Origin of the sequence: Mesorhizobium sp. M1295 (assembly GCF_040318135.1) — a bacterium.
Classification (GTDB): domain Bacteria; phylum Pseudomonadota; class Alphaproteobacteria; order Rhizobiales; family Rhizobiaceae; genus Mesorhizobium.
Genome location: NZ_JAMYLU010000001.1, coordinates 319,439 through 338,924 on the forward strand (window position 1 = coordinate 319,439; position 19,486 = coordinate 338,924).

17 protein-coding genes are annotated in these 19,486 nt (G+C 62.8%); 8 read left to right on the forward strand and 9 right to left on the reverse strand.

Features of this window, described 5'->3' with window-relative positions; translation table 11 throughout:
• Nucleotides 1-9: 9 nt before the first annotated feature.
• The 4 genes from NKH29_RS01520 to NKH29_RS01535 form a co-directional block, all read right to left on the reverse strand.
• Complete coding sequence (locus NKH29_RS01520; RefSeq protein ID WP_023719915.1) at nucleotides 10-597, reverse strand: sarcosine oxidase subunit gamma; 588 nt, start codon at nucleotides 595-597, stop codon at nucleotides 10-12.
• Nucleotides 590-3,586 (reverse strand): sarcosine oxidase subunit alpha, encoded by a 2,997-nt coding sequence (locus NKH29_RS01525; protein WP_023719916.1) that lies wholly within the window; start codon nucleotides 3,584-3,586, stop codon nucleotides 590-592. Before NKH29_RS01525 ends, NKH29_RS01520 begins: the two co-directional genes overlap by 8 nt.
• The gene (locus NKH29_RS01530) at nucleotides 3,583-3,879 is read right to left on the reverse strand and encodes a sarcosine oxidase subunit delta (RefSeq protein ID WP_023719917.1); all 297 of its coding nucleotides are present in this window, start codon (nucleotides 3,877-3,879) and stop codon (nucleotides 3,583-3,585) included. Before NKH29_RS01530 ends, NKH29_RS01525 begins: the two co-directional genes overlap by 4 nt.
• A 91-nt stretch (nucleotides 3,880-3,970) precedes the next feature.
• Nucleotides 3,971-5,230: a sarcosine oxidase subunit beta gene (locus NKH29_RS01535; RefSeq protein WP_023719918.1), complete on the reverse strand. Its 1,260-nt coding sequence runs from the start codon at nucleotides 5,228-5,230 to the stop codon at nucleotides 3,971-3,973.
• Nucleotides 5,231-5,446: 216 nt separating this feature from the next.
• Here NKH29_RS01535 and NKH29_RS01540 point away from each other — a divergent pair, with 216 nt between their 5' ends.
• The 7 genes from NKH29_RS01540 (at nucleotide 5,447) to NKH29_RS01570 (ending at nucleotide 14,827) form a co-directional block, all read left to right on the forward strand.
• Nucleotides 5,447-7,936, forward strand: a complete 2,490-nt coding sequence (locus NKH29_RS01540; protein ID WP_352484517.1) for a mechanosensitive ion channel family protein — start codon at nucleotides 5,447-5,449, stop codon at nucleotides 7,934-7,936.
• A 156-nt stretch (nucleotides 7,937-8,092) separates the two neighbouring features.
• Nucleotides 8,093-8,356, forward strand: a complete 264-nt coding sequence (locus NKH29_RS01545; RefSeq protein ID WP_023676533.1) for a hypothetical protein — start codon at nucleotides 8,093-8,095, stop codon at nucleotides 8,354-8,356.
• 268 nt (nucleotides 8,357-8,624) lie between these two features.
• A complete protein-coding gene (locus tag NKH29_RS01550; protein ID WP_023719920.1) occupies nucleotides 8,625-11,186 on the forward strand; it encodes a GcvT family protein in 2,562 nt (853 codons plus the stop codon).
• A 96-nt stretch (nucleotides 11,187-11,282) separates the two neighbouring features.
• Nucleotides 11,283-12,134, forward strand: a complete 852-nt coding sequence (locus NKH29_RS01555) for a DUF1194 domain-containing protein (RefSeq protein ID WP_023719921.1) — start codon at nucleotides 11,283-11,285, stop codon at nucleotides 12,132-12,134.
• 111 nt (nucleotides 12,135-12,245) lie between these two features.
• Nucleotides 12,246-13,196 (forward strand): ABC transporter substrate-binding protein, encoded by a 951-nt coding sequence (locus NKH29_RS01560; RefSeq protein WP_023719922.1) that lies wholly within the window; start codon nucleotides 12,246-12,248, stop codon nucleotides 13,194-13,196.
• 72 nt (nucleotides 13,197-13,268) lie between these two features.
• Nucleotides 13,269-14,045: an ABC transporter permease gene (locus NKH29_RS01565; protein WP_352484520.1), complete on the forward strand. Its 777-nt coding sequence runs from the start codon at nucleotides 13,269-13,271 to the stop codon at nucleotides 14,043-14,045.
• Nucleotides 14,042-14,827, forward strand: a complete 786-nt coding sequence (locus NKH29_RS01570; protein WP_023719923.1) for an ABC transporter ATP-binding protein — start codon at nucleotides 14,042-14,044, stop codon at nucleotides 14,825-14,827. Before NKH29_RS01565 ends, NKH29_RS01570 begins: the two co-directional genes overlap by 4 nt.
• Before the next feature lie 32 nt (nucleotides 14,828-14,859).
• Here NKH29_RS01570 and NKH29_RS01575 read toward each other — a convergent pair whose 3' ends face one another.
• From NKH29_RS01575 to NKH29_RS01585, 3 genes are all read right to left on the reverse strand, one after another.
• Nucleotides 14,860-15,798: a GlxA family transcriptional regulator gene (locus NKH29_RS01575; RefSeq protein ID WP_302895626.1), complete on the reverse strand. Its 939-nt coding sequence runs from the start codon at nucleotides 15,796-15,798 to the stop codon at nucleotides 14,860-14,862.
• Nucleotides 15,799-16,146: 348 nt separating this feature from the next.
• Nucleotides 16,147-16,293, reverse strand: coding sequence for a hypothetical protein (locus NKH29_RS01580; RefSeq protein WP_198030510.1), 147 nt, complete (start codon nucleotides 16,291-16,293; stop codon nucleotides 16,147-16,149).
• Between the two features lie 322 nt (nucleotides 16,294-16,615).
• On the reverse strand, nucleotides 16,616-16,801 hold the full coding sequence (locus tag NKH29_RS01585) for a hypothetical protein (RefSeq protein ID WP_023719925.1): 186 nt from the start codon (nucleotides 16,799-16,801) through the stop codon (nucleotides 16,616-16,618).
• 230 nt (nucleotides 16,802-17,031) lie between these two features.
• On the opposite strand from NKH29_RS01585, the gene NKH29_RS01590 reads away from it, so the two are divergent.
• On the forward strand, nucleotides 17,032-17,931 hold the full coding sequence (locus NKH29_RS01590; RefSeq protein WP_023676521.1) for a LysR substrate-binding domain-containing protein: 900 nt from the start codon (nucleotides 17,032-17,034) through the stop codon (nucleotides 17,929-17,931).
• Between the two features lie 6 nt (nucleotides 17,932-17,937).
• Here the strand turns inward: NKH29_RS01590 and NKH29_RS01595 are convergent, their stop codons facing one another.
• Nucleotides 17,938-18,921 (reverse strand): alpha/beta hydrolase, encoded by a 984-nt coding sequence (locus NKH29_RS01595; protein ID WP_023719926.1) that lies wholly within the window; start codon nucleotides 18,919-18,921, stop codon nucleotides 17,938-17,940.
• Nucleotides 18,922-19,190: 269 nt separating this feature from the next.
• Complete coding sequence (locus tag NKH29_RS01600) at nucleotides 19,191-19,373, reverse strand: hypothetical protein (protein WP_023719927.1); 183 nt, start codon at nucleotides 19,371-19,373, stop codon at nucleotides 19,191-19,193.
• Nucleotides 19,374-19,486: the final 113 nt, after the last annotated feature.

Genomic DNA, 19,486 nt, shown 5'->3' on the forward strand with positions numbered 1-19,486 from the left:
GCCGTCTAGCTACTGCACTTCGTAGCCGACTTCCTCGCTGGCGTGGCAGAGTGCCTTCCAGAACGAGCGTGCGAACGAGCGGAACACATAGATGTCGAACTGATCGGCGCCGGTGCGCTGGATCTGGGCGAAGACGTCGTGATGCATGGTTGAGCGGCCGGCGCCGATCGGGAAGGCCGGCAGCGCGAAGTCGATGGCGAAGAATTTTGCCAGGACCCACTCGGCCTTTGGCCCGGCGATACGGATCGCGGTGCGGCCGTGCGAAAGGTCGGTCACCGTACCGATGGACGGAGTGACGACGTCGGCAAAGGCCGATGCCAATCCCTCGGCCTCATCGACCATTGTGAACTTTCCCGGCGCAAAGCCGAACACCGACCTGACGCCGTCCGTGACACCGCCGCCGGCGCCGTCGGGCAAAGCCAGGCCGGTAACAGTGCGGATGCCGGCCATCAACGCCTTCTCCTGGCCGGGCCAGGCGGCGAGCTGCAGGATCGAACCCGGCCTGGTTTCGGAGAGGATGATTTCGACACCGTGCTCGAAATTGCCATGCGAGCCTGGATGCAGCACCGGCTCAAGCGGTGATTGGCGCTCAACCATGCATGCGGCTCCCGTCCGGATCGAAGAAATGGTTGGAGACGATCTCGACCGGCCCGAACCGGTTGCGCAACGGGTCGGAGACATAAGCGCGCGTGCCGCGCCGCGCCTTGCCGCCCTTGACCAAGGCAAGCGCTATATATTTGCCGAGCGCCGGCGAATAGCAGCAAGCGGTGATGTGACCGAGCGAGCCGTGCGGATTGGCTTCGTCAAGCTCCTCGACGATGTGTGCGCCGCCGTTTAGCGGCTGGTTGTCGAGCGAAACAATACCGACGAGTTCCAGGCGGTCGGGCGCGATCAGCCCCTCGCGATCCATCATCGCCGAACCGATAAACGGCTTCTTCTTCGACAGCATCCAGTCGAGATGCAGGTCGCGCCCCGTGGTACGACCGTCGATCTCGGCGCCGGTGACGTGGCCCTTCTCGATGCGCAGGGTGCCCAGCGCCTCCAGTCCGTAGGTCACCAGCCCGAACGGCTTGCCGGCTTCGATCAGCGCCTCCCAGACATGGGTGCCGTAACCGGCGCCGGAATAGACCTCGAAGGCCATTTCGCCGGAGAAGGACAGCCGGCAGATCATCACCGGCACGCCGGCGATTTCGCCGTGGACGATGCCCATGAAGGGCAGGGCGGCATTGTCGACAGCGGTGCCGCTGACGCAAGCAGCCAATATCTGCCTGGCGTTCGGCCCGCCGATGGCGGCACCGGCCCATTGGTCGGTGACCGAGGTGACGTGGACCTTCAGCTCCGGCCAGATCACGTCGAGAAAATACTCCAGATGCTGCATTACCTTGCCGGCATTGGCGGTGGTGGTGGTCATCAGGAAATCCTGCTCGCCAAGCCGCCAGGTGGTGCCGTCGTCGAAGGCGAGGCCGTCCTCGCGCAGCATTAGCCCATAACGCGCCTTGCCGACGGCCAGCGTCGAAAACATGTTGGTGTAGACGCGGTCGAGGAATTCCGCCGCGTCCGGGCCTTGCACCGCGATCTTGCCCAGTGTCGAGACGTCGACAATGCCGGCGCTCTCGCGCGTGGCTCTCGCCTCGCGCACATAGGCCTGCTCGATCGTTTCACCGGGATGGCCGTAGATCATCGGCCGGTACCAGAGGCCGGCCGAATACATGGTGGCGCCGTTGGCGACGTGCCAGTCATGCATCGGCGTCAGCCGCTCGGGCTTCAGATCGCCGAAGCGTTCGGCGGCAAGCGAGCCGATCGACACCGCCGAAAAAGGCGGACGAAAGCGCGTCGTGCCGACCTGCGGGATCGGCTTGCCCAGCGCCTCGGCCATGATGGCGAGGCCTGGTATGTTGGAACTCTTGCCCTGGTCGGTCGCCATGCCGAGCGTGGTGTAGCGCTTCAGATGCTCGACCGAGACGAAGCCTTCGCGATGCGCCAGCCGCACGTCGTCGGCCGTCACGTCATGCTGGAAGTCGACGAAGCTTTTTCCTGCGGCCTTGATCTCGAACACCGGTGCCGGATCGGGATCGCCAGGTGCTGCCCCGACGGCAGGCAAGGCCGCCGGCGTGGCTGTTGCGCCCGCAGCGGAAAGGCCGGCGGCGCGACCTTCGGCGATCGCCTCGGCGGTGGAGAAACTGCCGGTGAAGGCGCCGGCGCCGATCCATTGCCGTGTTGTCGGTTTCGGCGGCAGGAACGCTTGTAACGCTTCGTTCCATTCCGCTTTGGCTCCGGCCTGGCTGGCCAGATGGATGGTCGGCGACCAGCCGCCCGACATCAGCAGGCAATCGGCGTGGATGCTGCGCGCATCGCCGGAAAGCGCACCACTGGCCATGTCGAAGCGCTGCACCTTGAAGCCGGAAAGCGCCTTGCCGCCCTCGGTGGCTATCACCGCGTGGCCAGAAAAGATCTCGGCTTCGGTCTCGCCGGCCAGCTTGCGCATTTCGCTCGAAAGCTCCGGGCGCGCGTCGACGATGGCGACGACCGCGGCACCGGCCTTCTTCAACGCCAGTGCTGCGCGATAGGCGCTGTCATTGTTGGTGAACAGCGCGACCCTGTGACCCGGCAGCACGCCATATTCATTGGCATAGCGCTCGGCCGCATGCGCCAGCATCACGCCTGGCCGATCATTGCCAGGAAAGACCAAGGGACGCTCCAGGGAGCCGGTGGCCAGCACCACCGATTTGGCGCGGATGGTCCAGTAGCGATGGCGCGGCTCGCCTTTGTCCGGCGTTTCCTTATGGTCGGTGACGCGTTCGATCGCGGCAAGCGTGTTGCCGTCGTAATAGCCCCAGACGGTGGTGCGCGGCAGCAGGCGAACATTGTCATGGCCTTCAAGCTGGCCGGCGGCGCGCGCCGCCCAATCGGCGGCCGGCATGCCATCGATCGTCTCGCCCGACCAATTGGCCGAGCCGCCGAAATGCGGCTCGAGCTCGGCCAGGATGACGCGTGCACCCTGATCGGCGGCCGCCCTGGCGGCCATCAGCCCGGCCGGGCCGGAACCGACCACCAGCACGTCGCAAAACGCGTTCATGCGTTCGTAGCGCGCCGTATCGGGAGCCGTGCCTGCCTTGCCCAGGCCGGCGGCACGGCGGATGAAATGCTCGCAGAACATCCAGAAGCGCGTGCCCTTCAGCGGACCGACCACCGGTCCCATGAAGGTCTTGTAGTAGAAGCCGGCCGACAAAAGCTTGCCGCCGAGCTGGTTGATGGCATTGACGTCCCAGGCAAGCGAGGGGAAGCGGTTCTGGCTCATTGCGGCCAGCCCGTCATAGATCTCGACCATGGTGGCGGGAATGTTCGGCTCGCGAACCTCGCCCCTCAACACAGTCACGAGCGCGTTTGGCTCCTCGACGCCGGCAGTCAGCACGCCGCGCGGGCGGTGATATTTGAACGAACGCCCAAACAGGGTGACGCCGTTGGCCAGCAGCGCCGAAGCCAGCGTGTCGCCGGCATGGCCGGTATAAGGCGCGCCGTCGAAGGTGAAGCGGATGGTCCGCAGCCGGTCGATGCGGCCGCCGGTCTCGGTACGGCGCGGGCTCATGACTTGTCCTCGGCCCTGTGCCGCGCAACCGAGTTGTGGTCGCCGCGCGCGAAGGCAGTGCTGGAGATCTCGTGCGTCAGCGTGTTGCGCACCACCCTGAGATGAGCGCGGCAGCCGCCGGAATGCTGCCAGATCTCATTGTGGTCGCCGGCGGGGTTCAGCCGGTCGTAGACATAAGCGTTCCAGGCGTCGAGGTTTTGCGACGCGGGCTGTGGGCGCTGGCGATTGCCGTCGCCCTGATAGGTGAATTCGATAACGTCGCGCGGGCCGCAATAGGGGCAGGTGATGAGCATGGATCTCTTAAACTTCTCGTTTGACCATGATCTTGTCCGAAAACCGGTTTCCACTTTTCGCTGACGCGGACCTGCGGTTCGGGATCATGGCCTAATGCAGCCGGGGCGTGGCGCCCTGGCCCTTGTCGTCGATCACCATGCCACGGTAAAAGCGGTCGAGCGTGAAGGCCGCGTTGAGATCGTGCGGCTCGTCCTTGGCAATGGTCCAGGCAAAGCACCAGCCGGAAGCCGGCGTCGCCTTGAAGCCGCCATAGCACCAGCCGCAGTTGAGATACATGCCCGGCAGCGGACCGGTGGTGATGATTGGCGAGCCGTCCATCGACATGTCGCAGACGCCGCCCCATGAGCGCAGCATGCGGACGCGGGCGAGCCCCGGGAACAGCGCCAGCATCTCGCTCATCACCTCATCGACGATCGGCAGGCTGCCGCGCTGGGCGTAGCTGTTGTAGCCGTCGAGGTCGCCGCCATAGACAAGGCCGCCCTTGTCCGATTGCGACATATAGAAATGGCCCATGCCGAAGGTCAGGACCGTATCGATAAACGGTTTCAGCGATTCCGTAACGAAGGCCTGCAGCACGTGGCTCTCGATCGGCATTGTCTCGATGCCGGCAAGCCGCATGACCCGCCCGGTGCTGCCGGCCACCGCGACCGCTACCTTTTTAGCGCGGATTTCGCCGCGGGTCGTCGTGACGCCGGTGATGCGGTCGCCGTCGCGCAGGAAGCCGGTGACCTCGCAGTTTTCGACGATGTCGACGCCGCGGCGATCTGCGCCACGCGCATATCCCCAGGCGACCGCATCGTGGCGGGCGGTGCCGGCGCGTCGCTGCATCAGGCCGCCGACGATCGGGAAACGCGCCGTGGCGGAGACGTCCAGCGCCGGCACCAGGCGGGCGATCTCCGCCGTGGTCATCAGTTCCGCGTCGACGCCGAGATGGCGCATGGCGTTGCCGCGCCGGGCATAGTCGTCGAGCTGAGCAGGTGTGTGGGCGAGGTTCAGGCAGCCGCGCTGCGAGAACATGACGTTATAGTTGAGGTCATGCGACAGGTTCTCCCACAGCTTCATCGAATGTTCGTAGAAGCGCGTGTTGGCGGGCAGCAGGTAGTTGGAGCGGACGGCCGTCGTGTTGCGGCCGACATTGCCGGAACCGAGCCAGCCCTTCTCCAGCACCGCGACATTGGTGATGCCGTGCTCCTTGGCGAGATAGTAAGCGGTCGACAGGCCATGGCCGCCGCCGCCGATGACGATGACATCGTAGGACGCCTTCGGGTCGGGCTTGCGCCAGGCCGGCCTCCAGTCCTTGTTTCCGGTCAGCGCGTTCTTGAGAAGCGAAAAGGCCGAATATTCCGCCATTCTTATTGTCATCCATTTCAGGCTTGGCGGCAGACTATAGAGCAGGCGGCCAACGCAAAGCCAAGATTGCGCCATCGCTTTTCGACTCCCCGACTTCGATTGGATATGGCCGACTTCGAAAGCGGGCCGTCAGGGACGGCTTGCCCCCAGATATGTCGGTCTTTATCAAGAGCGGGCCTTTAGAACGCCTTATCGCCCGTGAGTCGCCAGACAATCATGTTTTTCCGACTGCTCCGCTTCGTTCTGGTCCTGATGCTTGTCGCCTCGGCGCCGCTTTCGTTGCGAGCGGTGGCGCAAGGGCTTGGCCAGGCGCCCGCGGGACTGGTCAGTGATCAGCAGAAAATCCTCCAGGACCTGACGACGAAGACCGACAATCTCGAAACGAAGTTCCAGCAGGACGGCGACGATGACGCCAGCCTTGTCGATATTCGGCTGCAGCTGGAAGAAATGTCGCGTGCCTCGCTCAACAGCGCGCTCGCTTTCCGGCCGCGGCTGAGCGAGATCAACAGCCGGCTAGAGCAGCTAGGCCCGCCGCCGGCCGCGGGCCAGCCGGCCGAGCCCGATATCGTGACCGGCGAACGCCAGGCGCTGGCCTCCGAAAAAGCCGAGATCAATGCCGTCATCGCCACGGCGCAAAACCTGTCGATCCGCATCAGCGGGCTGATCGAGAAGATCGGCAATATGCGCAGCGAGCTTTTCCGCAACCAGCTCACCAAGCGCTACGTGCTGTCCGATGCATTGAGCCCGGAGGTCATTTCCGATGCCAACAACGAATTTACCAGTTTCTACAAGGCGGTGTCGTCCTGGCTGAGCTTTGCCTTCAAGTTCAAGTTCCAGGCCGTTCTTGCCGCGGCCTTGATGGCGCTTGCCTTGGCCGCCGTGCTTTTCGTCGGCGGGCGGCGCCTGTTCGGCCGTGTGTTCGAAGCGGACCCCTCGGTGGAGGATCCCTCCTATCTCAGCCGGCTGTCGGTGGCGTTCTGGTCGACATTGCTGCCGACGCTGGCAGTCGGCGTCTTCCTTGCCTCGACCATTTTCTTTTTCAATTATTACAACGTCTTGCGCGGCGATATCGGCATCTTCCTGAATGCGCTGGCTGCCGTTGTCGCGGGTGTGTTCTGCGTCAACCGGCTGACCAATGCGGCGCTTGAGCCGCGACTGCCGAACTGGCGTCTGATCCCTGTCGAAACCGGCCCGGCGCGCTGGCTGGTGCGGCTGACGACGGCCATGGCCGTCGCCATCGGCATCAATTATTTCCTGTCGGTCGTGAACGACAAGATGGGCTCGCCGCTGTCGCTGACCATCGCCAGAAGCTTTGTCGCCACCATCATCGTCGGCGTCATCCTGATCCTGATGGGCCTGCTGAAGCCGTTCAAGGCCGCCGACGGGATCTGGCGGCCGTGGCCGGCGTGGCTGCGTTACACCGCCGTGGCGCTGGGGCTGTTCACCATCGCGTCGGCGCTGTTCGGCTATATCGGCCTTGCCATGTTCGTCTCGGTGCAGGTCGTGATCACCGGCACCATCCTGGTCACCGCCTATATCGGCTTCCTGTCGGCGCGGGCGATCGGCGAGGAAGGCGGCTTCGCCAATAGCTCGATCGGCCGTTGGCTATCCGCCAATTCAAGCTATGAGCCGACCGCGCTCGACCAGCTCGGCCTGGTCGTCAGCGTCGCCATCAACGTGATGATCGTGCTGGTGTTCCTGCCGCTGATCCTGTTGACGTGGGGCTTCCAGCCCGGCGACATCCAGGCTTGGGCCTACAAGCTGGCAACGGGGCTGACCATCGGCTCGGTGACGATCTCGATCACCGGCATCCTCTCAGGCGTCGTTGTCTTCATCATCGGCTATTTCCTGACGCGCTGGTTCCAGGGATGGCTGGACGGCTCGGTGATGGCGCGCGGCCGCGTCGACACCGGCGTGCGCAATTCGATCCGGCTGGCGGTCGGCTATGCCGGCGTCGCCGTCGCGGCACTGGTCGGCATCTCGGCCGCCGGCATCGACCTCTCCAGCCTCGCGCTGGTCGCCGGTGCGCTGTCCCTCGGCATCGGCTTCGGCCTGCAGAATGTCGTCTCGAACTTCGTCTCGGGCCTGATCCTGTTGGCCGAGCGGCCGTTCAAGGTCGGCGACTGGATCGTCGCCGGCGACATCAGCGGCACTGTCAAGAAGATCAGCGTGCGCGCCACCGAGATCGAGACGTTCCAACGGCAATCGGTGATCCTGCCCAATTCAAACCTGATCAACAATGCGGTCGGCAACTGGACGCACCGCAACAAGCTCGGCCGCGTCGACATCAAGGTCGGCGTTGCCTATGGTAGCGACGTCAAGCACGTGCATGGCGTCCTTTTGGAGATCGCACGCAGCCATCCGCTGGTGCTGAAGAACCCGGAACCCTTTGTGCTGTTTTCCAATTTCGGCCCGGCCGCGCTCGAATTCGAGATTCGCGTGTTCCTGGCAGACGTTCTTAGTGGCAATATCGTCCAGAACGACATCCGCTTTGCAATCTTCGATGTGTTCGCCGACCAGCATATCGAAATTCCGTCGGCGCCGCGCGCCGTCGTCGAGACCAAAAAGCACGAGGCGTGGCCGATCGACGACGACAAGATCGAAGTCGAATTCGCCGAGCGAGAGCAAGCAAAAGCACTGGCAGTGGCGGAGGCGAAACGTCTCGCCAAGTCGGGACGCAAGGTGCGGAAGCCTGATCCTGACTAGCTGTTTGGAGCTTGCCTTCAAGCCTTCGGAAACCAATTGCGGCATGAATGCGGCATTCAGTTGCCGTTCAGCTTGCATTGCATATAAGCTCACCTGCAAACGGCGAGAATGCCTTGCAAAATGCAACAGAGGCGGTGGCAACACCGATACTGCAAAATGTGGAAGTCTCTCGTCGCCGCCATCGCTTTTCTGGCCGTGGGCGGTTCGGCCCATGCCGCCAGCGCGGTCAACAAGGACGCTGAGACCCGCACGCTGATCGTGACCGAAGGCGGCGGCAAGACCGAGCTGGCGCTGGCCGCCGGCGAAACCGTGGAATTTTGCCCGAGCGGCTGTTTTGTTACCTTGCCGAATGGCGACCTCGAGGCGCTGACCGGTTCGGAGACCATTGAGATCTCGGGCGGCGTCGCGCGCATCAAGTAAAGTCGACGCCATGATTTTTTGAAGGCCGGGCAAACGCCCGGCCTTTTATTTGCTTCCGGTAATCGGCGATGAAGGTATGCACTTTTCTTCGAAGCTGCGCAGGACGGGCTCTAGCAGCGCCTTCGTACTGAGCAGGGCGAAGGCGTAGGTCTAACTGCATTCGACGGGCTGGTGGCGCGGGCTTTTTTGGCGATGTCGCAAACAGGCTGCAAGCGCGGCGCGGCGCCGCCCTATAGTCTGGCGCAATAGCATCTTGGAGTCGCGGGCAATGGCAGGGTTTCCGGAAAAGGCGAAGGTCGTCATCGTCGGGCTTGGCGGCATCGTCGGCGCATCGGTCGCCCATCACCTGATCGAGCGCGGATGGGACGATATTGTCGGCATCGACAAATCAGGCATCCCGACGGATATCGGCTCGACGGCGCATGCCTCCGACTTCTGCTACACGACCAGCCACGATTTCCTGTCGTGCTGGACGACGCTCTATTCCATCGATTTCTACGAAAAGATGGGCCATTACGCGCGCATCGGCGGCCTCGAGGTCGCCCGCGTCGGCGACGACGCCCGCATGGCGGAGATCAAGCGCAAGATCGCCTCGGCGAAGGCCTTCGGCACACGCGCCCGCCTGATCGATCCCGCCGAGATCAAGGAAAAATTCCCGCTGATCGAAGAACAGATGGTACAGGGCGGCCTGTGGGATCCCGACGCCGGCCTCGTCATCCCGCGCTCGCAGACGGTCGCCGGCAAGCTGGTCGACCAGGCGGAAGCCTCCGGCAAAGTCAGGGCGTTTGCCAATACCTCCGCCAAGTCGCTCGTCATCGAGAACGGCCGCATCAAGGCCGTGGTGACCGACCGCGGCACTATCGAAGCCGACTATGTCGTGGTCTGCACCGGAATCTGGGGACGGCTTATTGCGGAAATGGCGGGCGAGGACCTGCCCGTGATGCCGATCGACCATCCGCTTACCTTCTTCGGGCCGTACACCGAGTTCGCCGGCACCGGCAAGGAGATCGGCTGGCCGCTGCTGCGCGACCAGGGCAACTCGGCTTACATGCGCGATACCGGCGATCCCAAGACGGCCGAAGGCGGGCAGATCGAGTGGGGCTACTACGAAGAGACCAATCCGCGCCTTTGCCATCCGCGCGACATTCTCGAGAAAAACGAGGCACGGCTTTCGCCGTCGCAGCGCGATCTCGACATGGAGCAGATCATGGCGCCGCTCGAGCGCGCCATGGAACTGACGCCGATCCTGGGCGAGTTGGGCTACAATGAGAGCCATTCCTTCAACGGCCTGCTGCAGGTGACGGCGGACGGCGGCCCGTCGATGGGCGAAAGCCAGAAGGTCAGGGGCCTCTGGTATGCCGTTGCCATCTGGGTCAAGGATGGCCCGGGCATGGGCAAGCTCATCGCCGACTGGATGACGGACGGCCGCACGGCGATCGACCACCACGCCATCGACTATTCGCGCTTCTATCCGCACCAGACGAAAGAGCAGTTCATCTGGGACCGCTGCACCGAAACGGCGATGAAGGTCTACAACCCGGCGGTGCATCCGCGCGAACCCTTCTCCAAGGCCCGCAATGTCCGCCGCTCGCCCTTCTGGGAGCGCGAGAAGGAACTCGGCGGCTATTTCATGGAGCTCGGCGGCTGGGAACGCGCCCATGGCTACGCCGCCAACGAGCATTTGCTCGAGAAATACGGCAACCGGGTGCCGATGCGTCAAAACGAGTGGGACAACCGCCATTTCTGGCGCGTCTCGAATGCCGAGCATCTCGCCATGAGCGAGGATTGCGGCATCGTCAACCTGTCGCATTTCGCCATGTACGACGTCGAAGGCCCCGATCACGTCGCGCTGATGGAATGGCTGTGCGCGGCAAAGATCGGCGGCGACGGCAATATCGGCAAGGGCATCTATACCCATTTCCTCGATGAGGAAGGCATGGTGCGCGCCGACCTGACCGTCATCCGCATGGCCGACCGCTGCCGCGTGATCGACGGCGCCGATGCCGGACCGCGCGACTTCCAGTACATGCGCCGGACGGCAGAAGACAAAGGCTTCGACGTTACCGTCACCGACGTGACCGAGAAGTACGTGACCGTCGGCATCTGGGGTCCGAATGCGCGGGCGGCATTGAGCAAGGTCGTGGAAAATCCCGACGGACTGACGCCGGAGAATTTTCCCTTTGCCGCCATCAAGCCTGTCAGGATCGCCGGCAAGGACGTGACCGCCTTCCGCATCTCCTATGTCGGCGAGCAAGGCTGGGAACTGCATATGCGCTACGAGGACGGCCTGGCCGTCTGGGACGCCCTGCGGTCGACCGGCGTAATGGCCTTTGGCGTCGAGACCTATGCCAACAGCCGCCGCATGGAGAAGAGCCTGCGCCTGCAGAACGCGGATCTCTTGACCGAGTACAATCTGCTGGAGGCTGATCTTGCCCGGCCGAAGGTCAAGGAGGCCGATTTCTGCGGCAAGGCAAAGCATCTGGAATATCGCGCCCGGGCGCATCAGCCGGCCATGCTTTGCACCCTTGTGATGACGGACAATACCGATTCCAACGGCGTTCCCCGCTATCCGGTCGGCACGATGCCGGTGATGGACCCGCAAACCGGTGAGACGCTGGTCGACGAGCTCGGCCGTCGGTCGTTCACGACCTCGGTGGCCTATGGTCCGACCCTCGGCAAGAATATCGCGCTCGCCTACCTGCCCTGGGCTTATTGCCAGGAGAGCCGCAAGTTGAGCGTCGAATATTTCGGCGAGAAATACCCGGTCGAAGTGGCCGCCGTCGGCTACAGGCCGCTCTACGACCCGGAGAACCTCAATCCGCGCAGCTGAACTTAGAGACGTGCTCGCAAAAACGTGACTGGAACAGCCGCGCTCTCGGCCGGGCTTTCCTCTTTGTCGGTCGTCGATTTTAGCTTACCGTGCGGCATGTCTGCTTTTGCCTGTGCAAGACATCTCGTCTCGGGTGCCGCCGCGCTGGCGTCGGTGCTATGGCCGGCGGCAATCTCCCGCGCCGCCGAGCCGGTTGACGTCGAACTGGTGCTGGCAGTCGACGTGTCCTTGTCCATGTCGCCCGACGAGCTCGAAATCCAGCGCCACGGCTATGCGGCGGCGCTGACGCACGACGACGTGCTGCAGGCAATCGGCGACGGCGCTCACGGCAAGATTGCCGTCACCTACGTCGAATGGGCAGGCGCGACCTGGCAGCAGGTCGTTGTGCCGTGGACGGTAATCGCCAACCGTGCCGACGCCGAGCGGCTGGCAGCGCAGCTTTCCGCTCATCCGCCGGCCAGTGCCAGGCGCACCTCCATCTCCGGCGCGCTGGAATTCGCCAGCGATCTGTTCGCCGAAAGCGGCTTCCAGGGCGTCAAGCGGGTGATCGACATTTCGGGCGACGGCCCCAACAACCAGGGCGCACCTGTCGACATCACCCGCGACGCCGTGATCAAGCAGGGCATCACTGTCAACGGCCTGCCGCTGATGACCAAGGGCGGCGGGTTCAGCAGCGCTTACGATGTCAACAATCTCGACCGTTACTACAGCGATTGCGTCATCGGTGGGCCGGGTTCCTTCATGATCCCGGTCAATGACTGGACGCAGTTTCCGGAGGCCATCCGCCGCAAGCTGGTGCTTGAGCTTGCCGGTCCGGCCTCGCCGCAGCGAGCGGCGGAAGAGGCGGCGCATCCGCCATTGGTCTTGGCACAGGACAGCCCCGTCACCGACTGCCTGGTCGGCGAAAAAATGTGGCGCGACCGCAGCTGGATGTACAACACGCGCTAATGGCGAAGTTTGCTGCCGGCGGTGAGATACCGCAGTGCAGCATCGGCTTCATTGACAAGCCTGCGGGCGTCTGTGACACAATTCCGATCCGAACAAAAAAGGGGAACCGACATGAACAGGATCGGAATTCTTGCCACAGGCTTGACGCTTGTCGCTGGGTTGTGCGCGCCGGCGATGGCCGCCACATCGGTCAGCATCGGCATCAGCGGATGGACGGGCTTTGCGCCGCTGACGCTCGCCAAGCAGGCCGGCATCTTCGAAAAGCATGGCCTCGACGTCACCTTGAAGAAGGTGCCGCAAGCCAGCCGGCCGCTCGCCATCGCCAGCGGCGACTTGCAATGCGCCGCCACCACGGTCGAGACCTGGCTGGTCTGGAACGCCAACGGCGTGACGACCAAGCAGATATTCCAGCTCGACAAATCCTACGGCGCCGACGGCATCGTCGCCCGCAACGACATCAAGACCGTTGCCGATCTCAAGGGTAAGTCGGTCGCGTCTTCGGCGCCGGGCACGTCACCCTATTTCATGCTGGCCTGGGTGCTCAACAAGAATGGCATGTCGACCAAGGACGTGACGGTCGTCAATCTGGAGCCGGATGCCGCGGCGCAGGCGTTTCTTGCCGGACAGAACGATGCGGCAGTCACCTATGAGCCGTTCATCTCGGCGGTGCGCGAAAAATCCGAGCAGGGGCATATCCTCGTGACCACTCTCGACTATCCGATGGTGCTCGACACCGTCGGCTGCACGCCGGAGTTCCTCAAGGCCAATCCGGATGCGGCCAAGGCGCTTGCCGACAGCTATTTCGAGGCGCTCGACCTGATCAAGAGCGATCCGGCGAAATCCTATGAGACGATGGGCGCCGACGTGAAGCAGTCGGCCAAGGAGTTCGAAGAGTCGGCCAAATACCTGAAATGGGCCGACAAGGCTGAAAACAAGCAGTTCTTCACCAAGGAGTTCCAGGACTTTTCCAAGACCGCCGGCGAGCTTCTGCTGCAGATGGGCCTGATCAAGGAAGCGCCCGACGTCTCGACATTGGCCGACACCAGCGCCGTCGCCGACTGACCGGCAGGATTGTCGCCCGGCGGCGGTGCCCTGCGCCGCCGCTTTTTCATTCAGATCAAAGGACGGTTGACGATGCCGCGCCCCTTGCATCCGGTCTCGCCCGGCATTCGAACCGTGCTCGGCATCTCGTTCTTCGTGCTGTTCGTGGCGTTCTGGGCGTGGATCACGCTTGGCGGCCACGTCAATCGCATCTTCCTTGCCGATCCGCTTTCGATGCTGAGAGACGGCTGGCGGCTGCTGGTCGAGGACCGCTTCTGGCTCGACATCCTCATCACCATCTGGCGCGTCTTCGGCGGGTTTCTGATGGCAGCCATCGTTGCCGTCCCGCTCGGCATCGTGATGGGCGCCTGGAAGCCCGTGGAGGCGTTCCTGGAGCCGTTCGTCTCCTTCGCCCGCTATCTGCCGGCATCGGCCTTCATCCCGCTGCTCATCCTGTGGGCGGGCGTCGGCGAACTCGAAAAACTGCTGGTGATCTTCGTCGGCTCGGTGTTCCAGATCATTCTGATCATCGCGGTCAAGGTCGGCGGCACACGGCGCGACCTGGTCGAGGCGGCCTACACGCTGGGCTCGTCCGACAACGGCATCGTGCGGCGCGTGATCATGCCGGCCAATGCGCCGGAGATTGCCGAGACCCTGCGCCTGGTGCTCGGCTGGGCCTGGACCTATGTCATCGTCGCCGAGCTGATCGGCTCGTCGTCGGGCATCGGTTACATGATCATCAACAGCCAATCGCGGCTGGCGACGGGGCAGATCATCTTCGGCATCATCGTCATCGGCCTGATTGGGCTGTTGTCCGATTTCGCCTTCAAGGCGCTCAACCGTTGGCTGTTTCCATGGAGCCTGGCGTGAGCAAGCTTCTTATTGAAGGCGTCTCGCGCACGTTTGCCGGTGTCGGCGGCGGGCAACCGGCCCAGGCGCTGATGCCGATCGATCTGGCGGTCGCCGCCAACGACTTCATCACCATCCTCGGGCCGTCCGGCTGTGGAAAATCGACGCTGCTCAGGATCGTCGCCGGCCTCGAAGCGCCGAGTGAGGGCCGCGTGTTGCTCGACGGCAAGGCGGTGGACCGGCCGGGTCCAGACCGTGGCATGGTTTTCCAGTCCTATACGCTGTTCCCGTGGCTGACGGTCGCCGAGAACATCGCCTTCGGCCTGCGCGAACGTGGAATGGCCGAGCGCGAGCGCAGCGACATCGTCGCGTCCTATGTCGATCTGGTCGGTCTGAAAGGTTTTGAGAACCATTGGCCGAAGCAGCTTTCCGGCGGCATGCAGCAACGCACGGCGATTGCCCGGGCACTGGCCAACGATCCGGAGATCCTGCTGCTCGACGAGCCGTTCGGCGCACTCGACAACCAGACCCGCGGGCTGATGCAGGAACTGCTTCTCGGCATCTGGGAGCGCCGGCAAAAGACGGTGCTGTTCGTCACCCACGACATCGAGGAGGCGATCTTCATGGCGTCGCGCGTGGTGGTGATGACGGCGCGGCCCGGCCGCATCAAGTCGGACGTTGCCGTCGACCTGCCGCATCCGCGCCACTATACGCTGAAGACCAGCCCGGAGTTTTCGGCACTGAAGGCGCGGCTGACGGAAGACATCCGCGTCGAGGCAATGCGCACGGCCGAAGCGCATTAACTCAGTGGGCTTTCTTCAGCTGATGGCTCGGATCAAGCCGCCAGAAGCTGCTTGCGGTCGACGCGTTCTTGTTGCGGCGAGCGGGCATAGAGTTCGCGATAGCATTTGGAGAAATGCGAGGCGGAAACAAAGCCGCAGGCGACTGCCACTTCGACCACCGGCAACGACGACTGGATCAGCAGGTGCCGGGCGCGGTCGAGGCGGATTTCCAGATAGTAACGGGCAGGGGAGCGCCCCATCTCGGTGCGGAACAGGCGCTCGATCTGCCGGCGCGACAGGTCGACATGGTCAGCGATCTCGATCAGCGAGAGCGGCTCGGAGAGATTGGCCTCCATCAGCTCGATAATGGTCAGAACCTTGGAATTCTGCACGCCGAGACGGGCGCGTAGCGGCAGGCGCTGGCGGTCGGTCGGGCTGCGCACGCGATCGGTCAGCACCTGCTCGCAGACGCGGTTGACGAGGCTCTCGTCGAAATCGTCGCCGATCAGCTTCAGCATCATGTCGAGCGCGGCGGTGCCGCCGGCGCAGGTGTAGATGTTCTGGTCGATCTCGAAGAGGTCGGCGAAGACATTGGCCTTGGGGAACGCCTCGGAAAAGCCCGGCAGGTTCTCCCAATGGATGGCGCAGCGCTTGTTGGACAGCAGGCCGGCGGCGGCCAGGATATGCGCGCCGGTGCACAGGCCACCGACGGCAACGCCGCGATTGTACTCCTCGCGCAGCCAGGCAAAGGCCGATTTGTTCTGGTAGCGCTCGACATTGATGCCGCTGCAGACGATGGCCATGTTCGGCCGGTCCGGTCCGGACATTTTCTTGCGCTCTTCCTCCAGCGAGGTGTTGACGGCGCATTCGACGCCATTCGAGGCGCGCACCGGCTTGCCGTCGATGCTGGCGAGCCGCCAGCGATAGGCTTCATAGCCGAGCATGCGGTTGGCCGAACGCAACGGATCAAGCGCCGTCGCGAAGGCGATCATGGTGAAATCGGGGATCAGGAAGAATACAAACGATCGCCGGATCGGGTGCTTTACGACGTTCACGGGTAGATCCTCACGCTGCAATGGCGCGAACAGGATGTCGCGATCAGCATAGCGACATCAGGAAAAACGTTTCCTGTCAATTGGCTAGATGGCAACGGAAAGACTTTATTTGCGACATGGGTCGCAAATGGGCAATCGCTATGCGGCGAAGGGCACAACGTGCCGCCGGATTGTCCAAACGAGCCGAACAGTCTGCGCACACGAAAACGCCGCCTCGGCAAAGCCGAAGCGGCGCTGGATCGACTTCGAAGCAGCGCTAGGCTGCTTCTGCCAAGATTTGCTGTTTCAGGCGACAAAGCCGAGGCGCGCGGCGGCCATGGCACCGGTCTGGCCAGGCATGGTGTTAGCCAGGCGCTGGCGCTCGAGCGCGGTCGTCAGGTTCATTTCGCGGCGGGCAAAGAGGCGGGCAAAAAGCTTCATGATCATCTCCATTCGGTTGCTCAGACGGGTCGCCTTCGCTTGATGGAGTGGGGCAGCTCGTTTGTTGATGATGATATAGGCTTAGGTGAGGGGAAACTAAATCGCAAAAGCGAAGCACTTGATATGAAAAGCGACACGGAATGCGACAAATTTGGGCATTCTGCCCAGGATTTACGATTATTTACAACGTGTTGATTGCCGGCGCGGGCTGCTATGCGACTTGCTCATATGCGTCATGCGGCGGCGACATGGCTCGGGGAAATCATTTGAATACAAACAAAAAGGCCTGCCGGGCTGATCTGCGCGGCAGGCCTTCAGCTGTTGATACACACGGTTACTTTGCTCCGGCCCAAGATCCCACACCATGGCGAGTGCCAGTCTTGGCATCGGCAGCTTCGGGCCAGCCGATATCCTTCTGCAGTTCAATCGGCAGCGCGCGGATGGCGCGTTCCGTCTGGTAGCGGGCACGGGCCTCGCTGAACTCGGTCGCGATCCGACCGATGGATGACAGGATAGACATCTCATTCTCCTTCGCGTTGGGCCGGGATTGTCCCGGCGCTTGCAGCGTCAGGCGGTACACCGGGTTTGTTTCAGCTTCATTTCGTGTCGATTGCAGGTCCGTGTCATGGTTGTTTCGGGACCACTTCTACGTGTCTTGCCTTCGATGGAGTTGACTATCCTCCCAAACTGATGTTCAATCAAACGAAATGGAATGATGGTTTGCATCAGAAAAATTGAAGGTCGCTCCCCATGAACGCCCCACTCAATCATCCACTGCCGCTGCTCGATCTCGATGTTCTGCGCACTTTCGTCGCAATCGCCGAGACCGGCAGTTTCACCACTGCGGCCAATGCGGTCTTCCGCACGCCGTCGGCCGTCTCCATGCAGATCAAGAAGCTGGAGGACATTCTCGGCCGCTCGGTGTTCGCGCGCGACGCCCGTTCGGTGACGCTGACCACCGATGGCGAGATGCTGCTCGGCTATGCGCGCCGGCTGCTGTCGATCAATCGCGAGGTGGTGTCGAAGTTCATCATTCCAGACATTGTCGGGGTGGTGCGGCTCGGCTCGCCGGACGATTACGGCGAACGTGTGCTGCCGCATGTGCTGAAGCGGTTCGCACAATCGCATCCATCGATCGCAGTCGACGTCACCATCGACCAGAGCGTCAATTTGCGCCGGCGCATGGACGACCGGGCGCTCGACATCACGCTGCTCACCAACTCCTACAAGACCAGCGCGATCGGCGCCGAAGTGCTGCTCACAGAGCCGATCGTCTGGGCCGGTGCCAAGGGCGGTTGCGCGCATCTGCGCGAGCCGCTGCCGGTCTCATTGTGGGAAGAGGGCTGTGCCTGGCGGGCAGGGGCATTGGAGGCGCTTGGCCGCGAGGGCCGCAACTACCGCATCGCCTATATGAGCGCACACACGGCCGGCCAGCGCGCCGCGATCATGGCGGATCTTGCAGTCGCGCCGCTGCCGAAATCGTTCCTCGGCAGTGACATGGTCGAGTTGTGCCCGAAGGACGGTATGCCTGACATCGGCACCTACAATCTCGCCATGGTGGTGACGCCAGACGCCAGCGCGCCGGTGAAGGCAGTCGCCGACCATATCCGCGCGACGTTTGAGATGTTCAGGGAAACTGGGAAGTTCTGACCCAAACTACGACCTGAGCGGCGCAACCAGATCGCGAGGGGTTCCGTCGCGGTCTGTCCTCTGCAGCGACAACACGCCTGCCGTGGCATGATAACTGTCAGTTTCGTTGGTCAAGAAGGCCACTATACTGTCCCGCGCGCGTCGCGCCTCCGGCATGTCGATCAACGGCCAGACATGGAACATGCCTTGCTCGTGGACGACCTCAATTTCGACGCCGGCCGCGCGTGCCTTTTCAGCGAAGATCAGATTGTCGGGGGTGAGCAGATCGCGTGAACCGGTCAGCAGCAACGTTTTGGGCAGCACCGACAGGTCGCCGTAAACCGGGCTGATGCGCCAGTCGGTGGGATCTATACCGGCGCTGTAAAGCCGGATCGCCTCGCGGCCGCCAGCAATGCCCAGCCACGGATCGTTGCGTTCAGCCTCATACATTTCTGGGTTGGCGAGCGACACGTCGAGGCCGGGCGAAATCAGCACGTGGCGTGATGGCAAGGGCAGGCCGTCTTGCGCAGCCATCATGGTCAGCACGACGGCCATGTTTCCGCCGGCGGAATCGCCCATGAAGATGATGTCATTCGCCCCGGTTTCGCCGAACATCTGGCGGTAGACGGCGCCGACCATGCCGAACATGGCGTGGAAATCGTGTTCGGGAGCAATGGGATAGATCGGCACAGTGATGCCGAACCCGAGACGGTCGGCCATGTCCGCGATCAGCCGCCAATGATAGGGTGTGATTTCAAAGACGTAAGCGCCGCCGTGCAGGTAGAGAATCCGCCTCCGCTCGCCAGCCTTGGGCGCGATCTCGTAGACGGGGAAGCCGCTGATCGTGCGGGTTGTGATCTCCAGGCGCGACTGCAGCGACGCAGGCGGCTGATGGTTTTCAGTCTTGCGCGCATAGGCGATCCAGCGCTGCAGGTTCTCCGGGCTGGAAAACGCCTTCTTGCGGCTGTACCTGAGGACGAACGACACGACGTGGCTTTTGAGGCTGGGCATACAGATACACGGACTTCGGCTGAGCCGACTAAGAGAACCCCCGACTATTTCGAAGATTGTGTCGCCACCAAAAAAGTCAAGATTTATGCGATCTCAACACGGTGGTTTGATCCCGGCCGGCGACAAAGTGTCCGGCCTATGGAGTCCCTGGCCCAGCGGCGCAGCTCAACGCCGGGGCAGTAATGCGGCGCGCAGCCAATTGCTGGGTGCAGCCGGAGCCGCATTGCGGCCCCGGCGAATACCGAGCAGCTTGCATTTGTCGGTGAATTTCATCCGCGCTGCATGCCCCAGCCGACCGAAAGCTGCTTTTTGCTCGATCGCGGCGACACCGGCCAGCCAATGTCCTTCTGGATCTCAGGCGGCAGGCTGTTCAGGATGCGCAGTGACTTGCGCGCTTCGCGTGCTTTCTTGAAGGCCGCACCATAGCGGCCGAGGCTTTCGAACATCGACATCTTGATCTCCTTTGGAGCGTTGCGGTGGCCGGAAACTGGTTCTGCCTGCCGTTCGATGCCGGTTAAATGCACCGCCTATGTATCTGGCGGATTTCACGAAAACGCGATTTCGT

Bases quoted from the DNA above. Each gene is read 5' to 3' on its own strand.
- NKH29_RS01600 (WP_023719927.1), bottom strand. From the start codon at position 19,373: ATGTCGATGTTCGAAAGCCTCGGCCGCTATGGTGCGGCCTTCAAGAAA.
- NKH29_RS01585 (WP_023719925.1), bottom strand. From the start codon at position 16,801: ATGTCTATCCTGTCATCCATCGGTCGGATCGCGACCGAGTTCAGCGAG.
- NKH29_RS01525 (WP_023719916.1), bottom strand. From the start codon at position 3,586: ATGAGCCCGCGCCGTACCGAGACCGGCGGCCGCATCGACCGGCTGCGG.
- NKH29_RS01535 (WP_023719918.1), bottom strand. From the start codon at position 5,230: ATGGCGGAATATTCGGCCTTTTCGCTTCTCAAGAACGCGCTGACCGGA.
- NKH29_RS01560 (WP_023719922.1), top strand. From the start codon at position 12,246: ATGAACAGGATCGGAATTCTTGCCACAGGCTTGACGCTTGTCGCTGGG.
- NKH29_RS01555 (WP_023719921.1), top strand. From the start codon at position 11,283: ATGTCTGCTTTTGCCTGTGCAAGACATCTCGTCTCGGGTGCCGCCGCG.
- NKH29_RS01530 (WP_023719917.1), bottom strand. From the start codon at position 3,879: ATGCTCATCACCTGCCCCTATTGCGGCCCGCGCGACGTTATCGAATTC.
- NKH29_RS01595 (WP_023719926.1), bottom strand. From the start codon at position 18,921: ATGCCCAGCCTCAAAAGCCACGTCGTGTCGTTCGTCCTCAGGTACAGC.
- NKH29_RS01540 (WP_352484517.1), top strand. From the start codon at position 5,447: ATGTTTTTCCGACTGCTCCGCTTCGTTCTGGTCCTGATGCTTGTCGCC.
- NKH29_RS01545 (WP_023676533.1), top strand. From the start codon at position 8,093: ATGTGGAAGTCTCTCGTCGCCGCCATCGCTTTTCTGGCCGTGGGCGGT.
- NKH29_RS01580 (WP_198030510.1), bottom strand. From the start codon at position 16,293: ATGGAGATGATCATGAAGCTTTTTGCCCGCCTCTTTGCCCGCCGCGAA.
- NKH29_RS01520 (WP_023719915.1), bottom strand. From the start codon at position 597: ATGGTTGAGCGCCAATCACCGCTTGAGCCGGTGCTGCATCCAGGCTCG.
- NKH29_RS01590 (WP_023676521.1), top strand. From the start codon at position 17,032: ATGAACGCCCCACTCAATCATCCACTGCCGCTGCTCGATCTCGATGTT.
- NKH29_RS01550 (WP_023719920.1), top strand. From the start codon at position 8,625: ATGGCAGGGTTTCCGGAAAAGGCGAAGGTCGTCATCGTCGGGCTTGGC.
- NKH29_RS01575 (WP_302895626.1), bottom strand. From the start codon at position 15,798: ATGATCGCCTTCGCGACGGCGCTTGATCCGTTGCGTTCGGCCAACCGC.
- NKH29_RS01565 (WP_352484520.1), top strand. From the start codon at position 13,269: ATGCCGCGCCCCTTGCATCCGGTCTCGCCCGGCATTCGAACCGTGCTC.